Source organism: Pontiella sulfatireligans (genome assembly GCF_900890705.1).
Taxonomy (GTDB): Bacteria; Verrucomicrobiota; Kiritimatiellia; order Kiritimatiellales; family Pontiellaceae; genus Pontiella; species Pontiella sulfatireligans.
The window spans coordinates 2,634,509-2,649,366 of record NZ_CAAHFH010000001.1; the positions used below are offsets into that span (position 1 = coordinate 2,634,509).

Genomic DNA, 14,858 nt, shown 5'->3' on the forward strand with positions numbered 1-14,858 from the left:
GCTATTTCTTTCCCTTTGCTTTTTTCGGCACTTCGCCGGTTCCGCCACTGAGATAGGAAATACGATGAGGCACGAGTCCACCGAGTTGAGTCCAGTCCGCTCCTTCAACCAGAGACATGTCGAATTTTACGCCCGCCGCGTCTTTCAGCAGCACAGCACTATTCAAAATAAGGTTTACCTCAATCGGATCATCGCAATTCGCGAGCGCAGCGAAAATATACGGTGCGGGATCGGCTGCGCCTGTCAGCCCCAGAAATTCTGCGGCGCGTGTTCGTACCAACCGATTGGAATCCTCTGAAGCGATCCGTTTCAAATCCGCCTCAAACTCCATCGCCTGATCGCCGAATGCGGAGCAGGTGATCGCGGCCCAATAGCGTTCCGTTGCTTCCGGTGAACGCAGCGCTTTCGCAACGCGCGCCCGGGCCTCGGGAAAGGGCGCCAACTGAAGGTCGGCGATATCGACGAGTTTCGCTATCTGCTGCTTATGCATTTTCCCAAACGCCGCTCCATCTCCTCCGCTCTCGGAAAGCATCACAGGCTCCGGATAGAATCCAAGATCGGGAAGCGACTTCACCTTTTTCTGCAGTGCACGGCGCATGTCGAACAGGATATCGGCGTAGGCCGGATCATCAGCAAGGTTGGTGATTTCATGCGGATCTTTTTCGAGGTCAAAGAGCTGCTCCGGCGGACGCGCTTCATAAAACGCGGATTGTACCGGATTGAGTTTCCCGGCCTTCGCGAGATCGCGCCATTCACAAAACGCGGGTTGCTTGTAGCGGTAGAAGTTGTGCAAGCCATCAAAATTGAACGGCTGGTAGCTGCGCCAATAGCTGTATTTCCCTTTTCGGAAAAAGCGAACCATGTCGTACTTTTCATCAAACCGTTCGGCATAGCCAAAGGCGGTGTCGCGCGAATTCAATTCATCAAGCGTGATGCCCTTGCCTAGAAACGGCGTGCCGTCGATCCCTTCGGGAATCTCGGCCCCGGCCAGATTCAGCACGGTTGCGGAAAGATCCACAAATTCAACCGTTCCATCGATACGCGAACCGCGCGGGGCCGGAACAAGGTGCTGCCAGTTTTTTGGCACATAAACCACCATGGCAACCTGCAGCCCATCATTATGGGCATAGCCCTTCCCTCCGGGCAGGACGCCGCCGTGGTCGCCATAGTGGAAGATGAAGGTGTCGTCGAGAAGCCCGTCTTCTTCCAGCTGCTTGATGATGCGGCCCATCTCTGCATCCGCCATGGAATTGAGCGTCAGGTATTGGGCATATTTTTCGCGGAAAACCTGGGTGTCCGGGTGATACGGAAACAGCGCCACGTTCGCGGGATCAACCACATATTCCTTTCCCTTGGGCAGATCACCAAACAGCTGGCTTTCGTGGGTGACCCCAAAGTTCTGCACATGGAAGAACGGCTGGCCGGGCGTGCGCCTACGGAAGCTAGCCTTGCCGGAAGATTCGTCCCAGACGCCCTCTTTGTCCGACGGAAGATAGTTGTAGTCTTCCTTGCTGTTATTCGTGGTGTAGTAGCCTGCCTGACGGAGGTAGTACGGGAACATTCGCACACCTTCCGGCATGGCCACCGGCACCTGCCTGCGGTGGTATTGCGCCCCCGTACGGGGGCCATAGCAGCCGGAAATGATCGTACTGCGCGCAACCGAACAAACCGGCCCGCACGAATAGGCGTGGTTAAAGACAAGCCCATCCTTTGCCAAGCGTTCGACATTGGGCATCCGCACGCCGTGTTCCGGGTTGTAGAGCTTGTACCAATTGGCGGAATTGTCCTCCGTCGTCAGCCACACAATGTTCGGCCGGTCTGGCACGGCAAAAACCGCAGACGCCAACATCACCACCATGGAAATCATTCTGATTTTCATTTTTTCCCCTTCTTGTCCTTCTTCTTGTCCAATGGTTTGTCAGCGCTATAGGGAACGCTCCACTCCTCCAGCCCATCCATCACAATCGGAACCTCCTGTTGCGGCAGCTTGGCGGAAAGGCGCTTCTTCATATCGGCATATTCAGGATTCTTGGCGAGGTTGCTCCACTCGTCAGGATCCTTGGTATGGTCATAGAGCTCCTCGCCCCCGTCATAGTAGCGGGTGTAGCGCCAGTCGCGCGTACGAACCGTGTAGTTCCCCCGCCCCCAAGTGCAGATGGCCTGTCCTTCGACCGGAGTGTCCGGCTTATTCAACTGCGGAACCAAGCTGAAGCCGTCCACATAGTCCGGGGCTTCAAGGCCGGACATTTCTGACAGCGTGCGATAAATATTGATCAGCGAAACGCCGTCCTTCACCTCACGGCCCGCGATCGCTTTTTTCTCTCGGGCGTCCCAAATAATGAAGGGCACCCGGGTGGTCTCTTCCCAGAGAGCGAATTTACGGAAATGCTTTTTTTCGCCCAGGGCATAACCATGGTCCGACCAAAGCACCACCACCGTATTGTCGGCATAGGAACTCTCTTCCAACGCATCGAGCAGACGGCCAATATTGTAATCCGCCCACGAAATGCAGGCGAGATAGGCACGACGAACCTTGTTCCATGCTTCGTCCTGTTTAAAACGCCGATCATCATTCATCTTCGCCATTGCTTTTCCGACCGCCGGAATATCGGAATGGTCGGTTGGATTGATACGTGGCGGTTCAACTGTTGCAGGGTAGAGATCGAAGAATTGCTTCGGGCAGGTAAACGGCAAGTGCGGGCGAATGATGCCGACCGCCAGGAAAAACGGCTTGTCGTGCTTACGCCCGAGCACATCCACCCCGAACGAAGCGTTCTTATAGTCGGTGTGATCTTCCAGCGGACTCAACGTCGGGGAAAAACGCATCTTCCCCGATTTGCCCTGACGATATCCTTCGACATCATCAAATTTTAGTGGATTGGTTTTTTCCTTCTCATAAAACTCCGTCCACTCGACGCCCGTTGGTTCACGGCGGTGATGGATCTTGCCGGAGCCGTAGGTGCCATAGCCGTTCGCCTTGAAAAACTCAGGCAACGAGGTGTAGCCCTCAAGGATCTTGTCCGAAAAACCGGCCTGATCGTAAAAGACATATAGCCCCGACTTGAATGGCTCCACGCCATAGAGCAACGAATTGCGGCTTGGCGAACAGCCCGGCGCGGAACAATGGGCGTTGGAAAAGTTGACGCCCTTTTTCGCCAGCTTGTCCATGTTTGGCGTCTGCGCCTGCGGATGACCGCCCAGAAAACCCGTCCAGTCGTTCATGTCGTCGATGGCGATGAACAAGATATTTGGCTGCGGATTTGCATCCACACATAGAACGCCAACCAATAGACCAGTCAAAACCATCCAACCTGATATTTTTTTCACAAATATGTTCCTCCTAATATTTCATGTCCATACCCCATTCCCGGTTTAGAAATGGAATAAGCTGCTTGTTGATCGAATCCGTCGTGCCGACACCGTGGCCGAACCCATTATTGATAATTGTTTCCGCGCGACCGCCCTTTTCCCGAAGAGCGTCGGCAAACCGAAGCGCAACAGTATAGTCGATGGTCGGATCGGCATCGCCATGAAATAGAATCGTTGCGGGCGGCGGAATTTTAATCTGGTAGATCGCGGATGCATTCTTCCTGTCTGCCATCTCCGTGCCGATATAATTGTCGGCTTTTCCAAAACGGCTCAGTCCCCGGTCAACGGCATCGTAGAGCCCGCAAAAACCGGCATACACATTACATTCCGGCGTACGCTGGGCCGCTATCGATGAAAGATGCCCGCCAGCCGATCCTCCGGAAAAGCCGAACCGCGACAGGTCAAAACCATATTGTTTCGCGTTTTGCCTCACCCACTCTACCGCATCCATAATGTCGCCGATGGATTTTTCAAACGTACCGCCATCCTTGACCAGCCGGTATTGAACACGCACGCATGCCACGCCGCGCTCGGCCAACGGCTTGGCTTTCCAAAGCATATCCTTCGGATGTCCGGTCACCCATCCCCCGCCATGTATAATTACGAAAACAGGGAACGGCCCCTCCACCCCCTGCGGAATATCGACGTACAGCACCAAATCCGTGGCATCTGTTTTTTTATAGGTAACTGTTTTGGTTTTGAATGCATACGGCCCGGGAATCAGTTTTGGATCCTTCCGGCTGGTTTTTTCCAGCTTGAATCCGGCGAAACAAACCGTTCCATCGCCCGTGTCGTTCAACTGGGCGGGAGTCAGAGCGGGCCCCTTCACGCCCGGGCGCTTTGGGTAACCTGCCGGGAAAAAGTTCAACCGGTACGCGGCATCTTTTTTCCCCATCTTCAATTCCACCTTGTACTCCTCCCAATCCCTGGAAGATTCCAACCGAATAAATCGGCGCGACACACCATCGTTAAAATGCTCCTCGATCAGCAGCACCGGCTTTCGAACACCATCGCCTTTATATGAAAAGTTCAATCGATAATAGGCATTGCCCTTGAAATTAATAACCTGGGAAAAAGCAGGAACCTTGCCTTTCAGACCATCCGTCTTTTCGTACCGGATGCATTTCCCCGCCACGCCCCCCGGAACCGCATCTGATACAGAGAAATAGCTTTCCCCGTCCACCCTCCAACTATTCAACCCGTTTTCAAAACCACCATTCTGAATGGCATCGAAAACCGGGCCGTCAAACGTCGGCTTCCTCTTCGCTTCAGTCAGGGCGGATGCCGCCGCAAGAATGAGCAACGTTATCACTAAAACTTGTTTATTCATCATGCGGTCCAGCCTTTCCTATTTCCTTTTGCTCGCTTCCAGTTCTTCACGCGTAATCATTCCATCGCCATTGGCATCGCGTGAAGCGAAGTATTGCTTTTGCTGCCCCTCGGATGTGTTGCGATTCTTTTTCTTCGACTCCTTCATCGACCATTCAAGCCACTCATCTTCCGTCACCCCGCGATCCTTGTTTTTGTCGAGCGCAGCAAACCAATCCCACTTTGCCACCGACGCCTTCTTTGCCGATTTAGCGTTCGGCTTGTCGCTCTTCTTCGGCGGGTGGTGCTTGATCCAGTCGGCCGACTGGGTCAGGCCGAGGAAGCGTGGCTCGATCAATTGCGAGTCCCACTTCAGGCGGAGCTGATCGAGCTCCTTCATCTTTTCCGGGTGCGCGGAGGCGATATCCTGCTCTTCGCCGATATCCTCTTCCAAATTATAGAGCTGTGCGGTTCCGCCGCTGAAAGGGATGACCAGCTTGTAGTCGCCATGGCGCACCGCATAGCGGCCTTGGTCGAACTTACGCAGATAGATCGCCTCGTGCGGCACGCCGGGCTCCTTGCCGGTCAGATACGGAATCAGGTTGACGCCGTCGAGCGGACGCTGTGGGTCGAGCGGCGCCTGGGCCAGATCGGCGATGGTAGCAAAAATATCCAGCGAACTGACCGGTTCATCGTACTTCGCGCCAGCCGGCAGGGTTCCTTTCCATTGCACGGCGTAGGGGACGCGGAACCCGCCTTCCCAGACATCCGACTTCTGGCCCCGTAGCGGCCCATTGTCGGAAGCGTTCTTCGTTTCGGGTCCACCGTTGTCGGACAGAAAAAAGATAAGGGTATTGTCGGTGAGGTTGAGTTCGTCGAGTTTGTTGAGCAACAGCCCCACGCCATCGTCAATCGCGCTGACCATGGCGGCGTAGGTGCGGCGCTTCTCGTTCTTGATATTTTTAAAGCGAGATAGGTATTTTTCCGTGGCCTGCAGTGGATTGTGCGGCGCGTTATAGGCGAGATAGAGAAAGAAGGGCTGGTCCTTGCTGCGCTCGACGAATCCGACCGCCTCGTCTGAAAAAGCATCGGTCAGGTATTGGGTCGGCGGATCCGGTTCGTGGTTGCGCAGGATCCAGGTCTGATAGCTTTCGGTTTCACCCGTGGCATCTTCGCTGCGCTTGATGGTCAGCTCTTCGGGGAAGTAACGGTGTCCGCCACCCAGGTGGCCGTAGAAAAAGTCGAAGCCGCGGTTAAGCGGGTGCAGGGTCGGGTAGGCACCGAGATGCCACTTGCCGATGGCGCCCGAAGTATAGCCTGCCTTTTTGAGGACATCGGCCAGCGTGTGTTCGGAGAGCGGCACCCCCATGTTGGGATCGTTGGGCTGGTATTGTGGATTGCGCTCGAAGCCGAAACGCTGCTCGTAGCGTCCGGTCATCAGGCCGGCGCGGCTCGGCCCGCAGACCGAATACGCCACATAGCCGCTGGTGCATTGCACGCCGTTCTTAGCGATGCGGTCAATGTTCGGCGTCGGAATGTCCTTGCACCCATTGAACCCAACATCCGCATAACCCATATCGTCGCACAGGATCACAATCAGGTTAGGTTTATCAGCGAAGGTCACAACCGCCGCCACAAACAGAATTCCAAATATAATTTTCTTCATTAGTCTCCTCACTTCTTCTTAATTTTAATTCGTTTAACGAGCAGTTCGCCGCCATCCTTCACGCCCACATGCAACGTCCAATCAGTAGAACTTGTGGTCTTAAACTGTTTTCTGACCACCCCGCTTTCGCCAACCGCTCCCGACCAGGTCTCGATCTGCCGGTTTTGCTTGTCTTTTTTACCCGCAACAAAGTTGGCGAAAAATTCTGCACCCTCAGCGAGGCCCTTCGATTCCCACTCAATTTCTAGGTCATAGGTGCTGTTGGGTTCAAAACTGCCAGCGGGCACGGTGACGGCACGACTCCATTGGCCAGCTCGGCCCTTTGCGGAATGGTTGCCGCTATCGACCAGATAGCCCTCGCTCGTCGCCAGCGCGACTTCCGGCTTTTCGCCGACGAAACCACCGGTTTCATAAATCAGGTTCACCTTTTCTAAGGCCGGCTCTCCATAGCGTTTCATCTGCGTAACCAGCTCCGCCTGCATCCGGTCGACAACCGGCTTGTACTCCGGATTGTTGTAAAAATTAACCATCTCGTCCGGATCCTTCTGCAGATCGAACAGCCATGGATCGTCGGTGGGCGAGAGCACCAACTTATAGCGATCACTTGCGGCGGCGACCCAGCGGCTGTTGGCGTTGGTGAAGTAGACAATGCGGTCGCCATCTACCTCCTTGTCTGGACTCAGGAAGTCGGGCGAGGTGTCCTTTCCGTGAAACTCCGGCCATCCGTTGGTGACGCCCATCATGGAGAGCGCCATCGGCGCAAAATCGACATTGCACTGTGCGGTGTGAATCACCTTGCCCGGAGGAATCTTTCCGGGATAGCGAATGACAAAGGGAATGCAGGCCGAGGTTTCATAGGGCAATCCCTTATTGTTCTTCCTGTGCTCGCCCATCAGGTCGCCATGGTCGGAAGTAAAGACGACGATTGTGTTTTTTTCCAGCCCCTGCGATTTGAGATAGTTCAAGATTTTTCCGACATTATCATCAATGCATTTGACCATGCCGAAATAGCGCGCCATCTGCGCCTGATTGAGTTTTTCAACGGCGTTTTTCCCCGTCAGGTTGACCCACTTGGGCATCGTTCCCTCATCGACATCCATGGTGCGCGGATTCTCGAAATGCAGCGGCTCAAACATCGTGTCGTACGGCTTGCGAACCGTGTTGGGGCCATGCGGATCGGGGATGGCGAGCATCAGGCAGAACGGCTTCGATTTATCGCGCGCAAGGATTTCCAGCGCGCGGTCGGTCAGAAAGTCGGTAGTGAACGAGGTCTCATCCGCGGCCTCAATATCGACCTTGATGCTCTCCGTCTTGGGATTGTAGTTACCGATCAGCGCGGCGGTATTCCCACTCTTCTTGAGCAGTTTCCAATGGCCGCGGTTGAACATGTAGCGGTTGTCAGAAAATCCAAATTGGCGTTTCGGCGCGAAGCCGGGCTTGGCGTCGCCATCGAGATGCCACTTGCCGACATACGAGGTGGCATAGCCCTGACCCTTGAGTACTTCGGCGAAGGTGACGAGCCCATCGTTGAGCGGCATGTCGTTGACGGGGGATCCGGTATGAACCGGATACATCCCGGAAACCAGCGAAGCGCGCGAAGGGGTGCAGACGGGCGAGGAGGCGTAGTAGCTGGTGCAGAGCGCGCCATCGTGGGCAATCGAGTCGATATGCGGCGTATCCACCTTGACGCCCTTTCCCCAGACAAACGCCTGGTCGGGCGTCATTAGGTCTCGGTAACACCCCAACGTACGGAAGTTATGCTCGTCGGTATGAATGATCAGCAGGTTGGGTTGTTTCCCCTTGCCGGCCAGCGAGGACGACCCTATCGATACGATGCCTGCAGCGCAGGCCAGTTGGCTGAAATTTCTTCGATTCATTGTGTTTCCTTCAATTTCGAAATAAGGCGGCAACTTCCGTATCAGGCAACGGGCGGGTCCAAATGGAAATCTCATCCAGCTCCCCGACAAATGGTTTAACCGCCAATTGATCAAACGATTTAGTACTGTAATTCAATCCGCCGAATCCCAGTCGCACGGCCTGATTAATATGAATGTTCCGGTCTGCACCGACCAGCTTCGCTTTAACCTGGTTTCCGTCAACAAACAGCTGGACCTCGGAAAGCAGGCAATTATCCTTCGGCATCACCGCGGCAATATGGTGCCATTTACCGTCATTCATTTTTACACCTTCAGCAATCAAGCTCTGCTTGGCTGAGATCATGACTTCCGGCATACCGTCATTCAGATTTAAGTTGAAAAATTGTTCCAGTTTCTGCCCCCAGATGGTGCAGGAATTGATCAGCAGTTGATGATCGGCAGATGCCGTTTTCACCCAAAGCGCATAGGAAACCGCATGACCGCTATGATGCGGCCCCATCGCAAAAACACCCATCCGACTCTCTGAATCAAACTGCCCGGCTTTTCCATGCGGGCCATCAGCCAATTTCACATTGGCCGTCAGCGCACTGTAATGACGTCCGAACGTTCCAAGGTTTGGAAAAATGCGGGAGCATTTTACACCGCGCAACTCCTTGGCATTTTCCTTTTTCTCCCTGCCGGACAAACCCATGATCGGATTTTCAAACAGGGACGCCTCTTCCTCGAAGGTAAAAAGGAAATGACGACCGTTCACATCCAGCGGCTCAAATTCCCCATCCCCGGAGATTCGGGTTTCCGGCCCCGATTTATCAATCACCAGATTACCGGAAACAGCGTATTTCCCCTCGGAGGTTTTGGTACCCAGTTTCTGGTCGTAGCAAACGATATCGATGCGATCGTCCGAGATATCCAAGGTCTGGAAGTTGTTGAAAAAGTTGCCCCGGCTCACCAATTGCACCAGATCCGATTTCGGATCCTTCGTTGCTGTATTCGCGTGCACTTCCCCCGCGAAATACATATCGACCTTGTATTTCCGCAATAGTTTCCAAAATGGGCTCTCCATTCCATCGTCCATCATCATGCCGCTGCTGTTCACCTTGCGCACCGGATAGATCACCGGCAAATGCGACTGCACAAAGATATGCTTGATCGACTTGTCCTTCCGCGCTTCAGACAGCACGCGTTCCAACCATTGGAGATGTTCGCCCACCACGGTGCCGGTTACCGAACCTTCATCGCCAATCTTCTTGTCCGGATCCTCCTGATGGAATGCATCGACCGTGATGAACAGCACGTTTTTATGCCGATAGGCATAGGATGTATTTTCATAGGGCGTACCTAACGGACGGGAAGCCGTCTTGCCGATCGGCTTTTCGTATAGAAAGCGGCCGCCAACGGGATTCATATTGAATTCCTTCGCGAAAGCCTCGCGAAACTGCGGCTGACAGCGCGATACGTCCGAACCCGCCGGCCAAGGATTATCACCCATTTCATGATCGCCCACCGCCATAATCAGCTTTGAGTAGCCCCCATCGCGAAACGCGTCGATCATGCCCGAGTAGCAGAGATGACCCGCTTTCTTCACCGACTCTTCCGGCGAGGCGCCCGGAAAGTTTTGTTTAATGAATTTCGGCGTATCCCAATGCCCGCCGTTGCTGTCGCCCGGCATCAGGATCAACTCGCCGCCATAGTTTTCCTTGAACATTTTAACGGTCGCCACATCTTCGGCCACCGCATCGGCCAGCCACGACGGATTCTTTTCGCTCTGCGTATACTTTTCCGCCGAATGCCAGTCGGACAGCAACAGAAAGCGCCACGGTTTTTCGGCATGCACCACCGAGATTGCCAGCGCCAGCAGCAAGACCACTCTTTTCATCATTTGCGGACTCCACCGGATGCTTTCATTTCGGCGAGCTTCATTTCCATTTGAGCGGCGATTTCGGGATGCTCGGCAATAATGTTTTTGGTTTCACCGGGATCGTTGTCGAGATTGTAGAGCGCACGCTCAATAGGCGGGCGGCCATTCGGCCATTTGGGTTGAACCGGCTGCGTGTATTTCCACTCGTTGAAGCGAAGAGCCAGGCCGAACGATTCCTCGATCATGAATTCCTGCCCCTTTTGATCCTTGCCGAGGAAGGTGGCCAATGTGCTGCGGCTGTCGCCTGCTTCGCCTTCCGGAAGTTCAATATTGAGCAGCTCGGCGAACGAACTGAGCAGATCAATCTGGTTGACCATGGCATCGGACGTGCCGGGTTTAATGCGCGCCGGCCAGCGCACAATAAACGGCACGCGGGTGCCGCCTTCGAAAATCTGGTATTTACCGCCGCGCCATTGGCCGGAGGCATCGTGGCCCCGGTCGGATTCTTCGGAAGAGCAAAACACAGTGGTGCCGTCGTCATAACCGTCGTCATAGACAGGGCCGTTGTCGGAGGAAAAGATAACGATGGTGTTTTCCGCAAGGCCATGTTCTTCAAGTGCGTTCATAATTTCGCCGGTCGCCCAATCAAAGGCAACCATGGCATCGCCACGATAGCCGAGCTCGGTTTTTCCCTTGAAACGCGGATGAGGCGCGCGCGGAACGTGGATGTCCTGCGAAGCGAAGTAGAGCATGAACGGCTCGTCTTTGTGCATGGCGATATATTTTTTCGCCTGCATGACAAACTCGTCGGCAATGGTCTCCTCTTTCCAAAGGGCGGCCTTGCCTCCGGACATGTAGCCGATGCGTCCGATGCCGTTGATGATGCTGTTGTCGTGGTCATGCGTGCTTTGGTAGAACGTCATGGCCTCCCGGTTCGTCTTGCCGCTGGGATACTGCGTACTGTCCGGCTTCTGCACCTCCTTCAGTTTGTTGCCGACATAAAGGGGGTCTGCGGGATCGAGGTTGACCACTCGATGGTTTTCCACATAGACGCACGGAACGCGGTCGTTGGTGGAAGGCAGCAGGAACGAATATTTAAAACCGACTTCCAGAGGCCCGGGCTTAACATCGGCGTTCCAATCGACGGGTGTTTCGCCGTCGCCTATGCCGAGGTGCCACTTGCCGACAACGCCGGTGTGGTAGCCCGCTTGATTGAACAACTTCGGCAGGGTCAGCTTGTCGGTCGGAATAATCAGCGGCGCATTGGGCGGCAGTACGCGGGCATTGTGCCGGAAGCCGTGGATCCCGGTCAGCAGCGAAAAGCGCGATGGCGTACACGTAGCGGCCGCACAATGACCATCGGTAAAGAGCAGGCCGCCTTTTGCCAACCGGTCAATGTTCGGGGTCGGAATCATTTTAGAGCCGTAAGCGCCAACATCGCCAAAGCCGACGTCGTCGCCATAGATAAACACCACATTGGGCTGGGAAGGCCTTTTTGATGCCCCGGCAAATGCGGAGCCCGTTGCCGCAGCGCACAGCTGCATAAAGTTACGTCTTTTCATTATTTATTGTTTCCCTTTTTTTTCCATGCCGACTTGATCTTCGGCAGCTTGGAGACATCCGGCTTTGCCAACGCCCCAACATCAGCAGGCTGGAAGACGGAACGCTTCGCGAGCGTTTTTTCAACATTTCCTTCGAACGGAAGAAGGCGGTAGCTATAGACATAGGAGGCTTTGTTCAACCGATGCTTTTCGAGCGGAGAAGCGCCCCACGAATTGATGCCGCCAACGCCGCTCTGCCCGGCGTCGATATTGAGATAGATATCTTCCGTACGCTCCATCTGAAAACTGTAATCCGACTCGCGCATGGTCTTTTGACTGTAGTGGCGGACACCAATTCCAAGAGGGTTCCCCTCGGCCACCACCAGCAGGCCTTTGCCTTTTTTGTTTGCAAGGGAAAACCAGCGTACGCCGGTTTTGTTTCCATTTTCCTGCGGGCGGGAATAGTCCGTCCATTCTCCGTCCACCGTGCCTTCGAACAAACCAACCGGTTCGAAATCGCGACCGGCATAAGTTTCTCCACCACGGCCGTACCAGTCCATGTTTTCAAGTGAACCATCCAGCTTCCACTCCATTCCAATACGTAAAGGCGGGAGTTGAGACTTTGGGGCATGCGTGAAGTCGAAGGCCGCTTCAACAACGACCTCGCCACTGGGCAGCACAGTATAGACCGACGCAAATCCTCCCCGCACATCCGGCAGGGTTTTGCGTACTACGATTTTGGCCGTGCCGTTGACTTGCTCAACGGTAATGCTTTCAACTTTTGCTCTGACCCCGGCGATATCCAGCGCCGGAACCGGCTTCACCTTTTGCCGGCGTTCGTTGTCGTTTTGCGCCCGCGACAATTCCGGGCGGCCACCCGCAGCAATGAGTTCCCTGCCGTTGGAGTTGTAGGAGGCCAGCGTTCCGCTCGCCTTATCAAACACCACTTCGAACGCCTTGCCTTTGACAACAATCGAGCCGGCCGATTCGTTGATTGAAACCGTTCCCTCCACAGCGGCAAATTCCGTGGCTTTCCCCCCAGACAGCTTGAACTGATCCCACGCCAGCAGGTGCCCTTTTTTCACCAATGGATGATAATTCTTCTTTGCTCGGAACTCTACGGTCAGGAAATATTCAATGCCGGGCTTCGGATCGATGGACGGCAGCTTGAGTACAACCGTTCTTTCCATATGCGGTGCAATATCCAAGCCTTTGATTTTCCCGTCCTTGACCTTCTTGCCGTTGGCCTCGATTTTCCAACGGCCGAAAACGCGGTCGCCCAAGGTTGAATGGTCGAACCAGTTTTTGATCATCAGCTGCCCTGATTCCAGATCAACGGCAGACACATGCACATTTCGCTGCAGATATTTCATGGCAAAGATTGCTGGATGCGGATTTTGATCTGAATCGATCAAGCCGTTCATGCAGAAGTTACCGTCGTTGGCGACCCCGTGCGGATCCTCGCAATATCCACCATAGGCCTGAAAGGTTTCCTTCACGGGGCCCTTGCCAATATTCTTTTTGAATTCCGGCGGAACAGGTGTGCGGATGCCTTGATCCATCCAATCCCAAACAAAACCGCCCTGGGCCGTATTGTCTTCATAAAACAAATCCCAATATTCCTTTGCGCCGCCGTTGGAGTTGCCCATGGCATGCATGTATTCACAAATAATATAGGGTCGCTTGTCGTTGCCGTTGGTATAGGTGCGAATCTTGTCGGACGAAGCATACATGGAATTGCAGATGTCGGTATTGGGCCGGCCCGTCTTTGTTTCGGTGCGCTCATAATGCACTGGGCGGGTCGGATCGTTTTCTTTGAGCCATTTGTAGCAAGCGGCATAGTTTTGCCCATCGCCGGCTTCGTTGCCCATCGACCACGTAATGACAGAAGGATGGTTCTTGTCGCGTTCAAGCATTCGCTGCACGCGGTCAAGGTGGGCAGCCTTCCATTCCGGTTGCTTGGCCAGACAAGCCTCCTTGTAGCCCACGCCGTGGCTCTCGATGTTGGCTTCGTCCCAAAGCAGAATGCCATACTCATCACACAGGTCATACCACATCGGCACGTTGGGATAGTGACAGGTGCGAACCGCATTAAAATTGTTTTCCTTAAGCAGCTGGATATCGCGGAGCATCGAGGCGCGGTCGATGGTGTGGCCCGTGTCGGCGTGGTGTTCGTGACGGTTTACACCCTTGATCAGCAGCGGCACGCCGTTGATGCAGAAGCGGTTGTTTTTGATCTCCGCAGTCCGGAAGCCGACCCGTTGCGGGATGACTTCAATGGTTTTTCCGGAGGCGTCCTTGAGGGTGATCAGCGCCGTATAAAGCTTTGGTGTTTCGGCAGACCACTTGGCGGGAGCGGCGACGGGGATTTCCAGCGCGACCGACGGCGCGCTCGGCGAGCCCGCCCTACCCATTTTCTTCCCGTCAGCATCCAGCAACGCAATCTCGACCGAACCCTTCGGATTGAGGATTTCGACAGCCACTTTAAGGGTCGCATCTTTGTATTGCTCGTCGAGATCGGTGACGACGGTGAAATCGCGCACATGGGTTTTGGCGGTGCTCCAAAGATAGACATCACGGTAGATGCCGGAGAGCCGCCAGAAATCCTGGTCTTCGAGGTAGGAACCATCGCTCCAGCGATAGACTTCCACCGCCAATGTGTTTGCTCCCTCTTTCAGATATTTGGAGATGTTGAATTCGGCCGGCGTACGGCTGCCTTGTGAATAGCCAACCTTCTCACCGTTTATCCAAAGGTAGAACGCTGACTGGACGCCGTCGAACACCATGTAGGTTTCGCGATCCTTCCAACCCTTGGAAACCGTGAATTCGCGACGGTAGGAGCCAACGGGGTTCCAGTCGGTCGGCGCATGCGGCGGATCCATTTTGAAAGGATACTTAATGTTGGTGTAAATCCGGAGTCCGTGCCCTTTCATCTCCCAGTTCGATGGAACCGGAATCGTGCCCCAGTTCTTCACATCATAATCCGATTTGTAAAAATCAACCGGACGATCCTTCGGCGAACGCACCCAATTGAATTTCCACTCGCCGTTCAACGATTGGAACCAAGGGGAGCTGGTTCGGTCATATTCCATGGCCGCTTTGGCATCGGGAAATACCATCATCGAAGCACGCGGGGCTTCCCGGTTGACCTGAAGTATACTCAGGTCGTTCCACTCCGTTGCGCGTGAAACCGGCGACAAGGCGGCCAGGATCGCTAAAGTCATCAGTGTTTTCATATC

The 14,858-nt window shown here is 54.4% G+C and carries 8 protein-coding genes; all 8 read right to left on the reverse strand.

The genetic code is table 11. The features are described from left to right. Position 1: 1 nt before the first annotated feature. The 8 genes from SCARR_RS08870 to SCARR_RS08905 are packed head-to-tail and all read right to left on the reverse strand — an operon-like array spanning position 2 to position 14,855. Positions 2-1,879 (reverse strand): sulfatase-like hydrolase/transferase, encoded by a 1,878-nt coding sequence (locus SCARR_RS08870; RefSeq protein WP_136061174.1) that lies wholly within the window; start codon positions 1,877-1,879, stop codon positions 2-4. Next, positions 1,876-3,327, reverse strand: a complete 1,452-nt coding sequence (locus tag SCARR_RS08875) for a sulfatase (protein ID WP_136061176.1) — start codon at positions 3,325-3,327, stop codon at positions 1,876-1,878. Before SCARR_RS08875 ends, SCARR_RS08870 begins: the two co-directional genes overlap by 4 nt. Positions 3,328-3,340: 13 nt before the next feature. Beyond that, complete coding sequence (locus tag SCARR_RS08880) at positions 3,341-4,702, reverse strand: alpha/beta hydrolase (protein WP_136061178.1); 1,362 nt, start codon at positions 4,700-4,702, stop codon at positions 3,341-3,343. Between the two features lie 15 nt (positions 4,703-4,717). Further along, positions 4,718-6,343: a sulfatase-like hydrolase/transferase gene (locus tag SCARR_RS08885; protein ID WP_136062143.1), complete on the reverse strand. Its 1,626-nt coding sequence runs from the start codon at positions 6,341-6,343 to the stop codon at positions 4,718-4,720. A gap of 8 nt (positions 6,344-6,351) precedes the next feature. Further along, positions 6,352-8,220 carry a sulfatase family protein gene (locus tag SCARR_RS08890; RefSeq protein ID WP_168433157.1) on the reverse strand — a complete coding sequence of 623 codons (1,869 nt, stop codon included), beginning with the start codon at positions 8,218-8,220 and terminating at the stop codon, positions 6,352-6,354. Positions 8,221-8,230: 10 nt separating this feature from the next. Then, positions 8,231-10,099 (reverse strand): LamG-like jellyroll fold domain-containing protein, encoded by a 1,869-nt coding sequence (locus SCARR_RS08895; RefSeq protein WP_136061182.1) that lies wholly within the window; start codon positions 10,097-10,099, stop codon positions 8,231-8,233. Then, entirely contained in the window at positions 10,096-11,640 is a 1,545-nt protein-coding gene (locus SCARR_RS08900) for a sulfatase-like hydrolase/transferase (RefSeq protein WP_136061184.1), read from the reverse strand. Before SCARR_RS08900 ends, SCARR_RS08895 begins: the two co-directional genes overlap by 4 nt. Beyond that, positions 11,640-14,855 (reverse strand): glycoside hydrolase family 2 TIM barrel-domain containing protein, encoded by a 3,216-nt coding sequence (locus SCARR_RS08905; protein WP_136061186.1) that lies wholly within the window; start codon positions 14,853-14,855, stop codon positions 11,640-11,642. Before SCARR_RS08905 ends, SCARR_RS08900 begins: the two co-directional genes overlap by 1 nt. Positions 14,856-14,858: the final 3 nt, after the last annotated feature.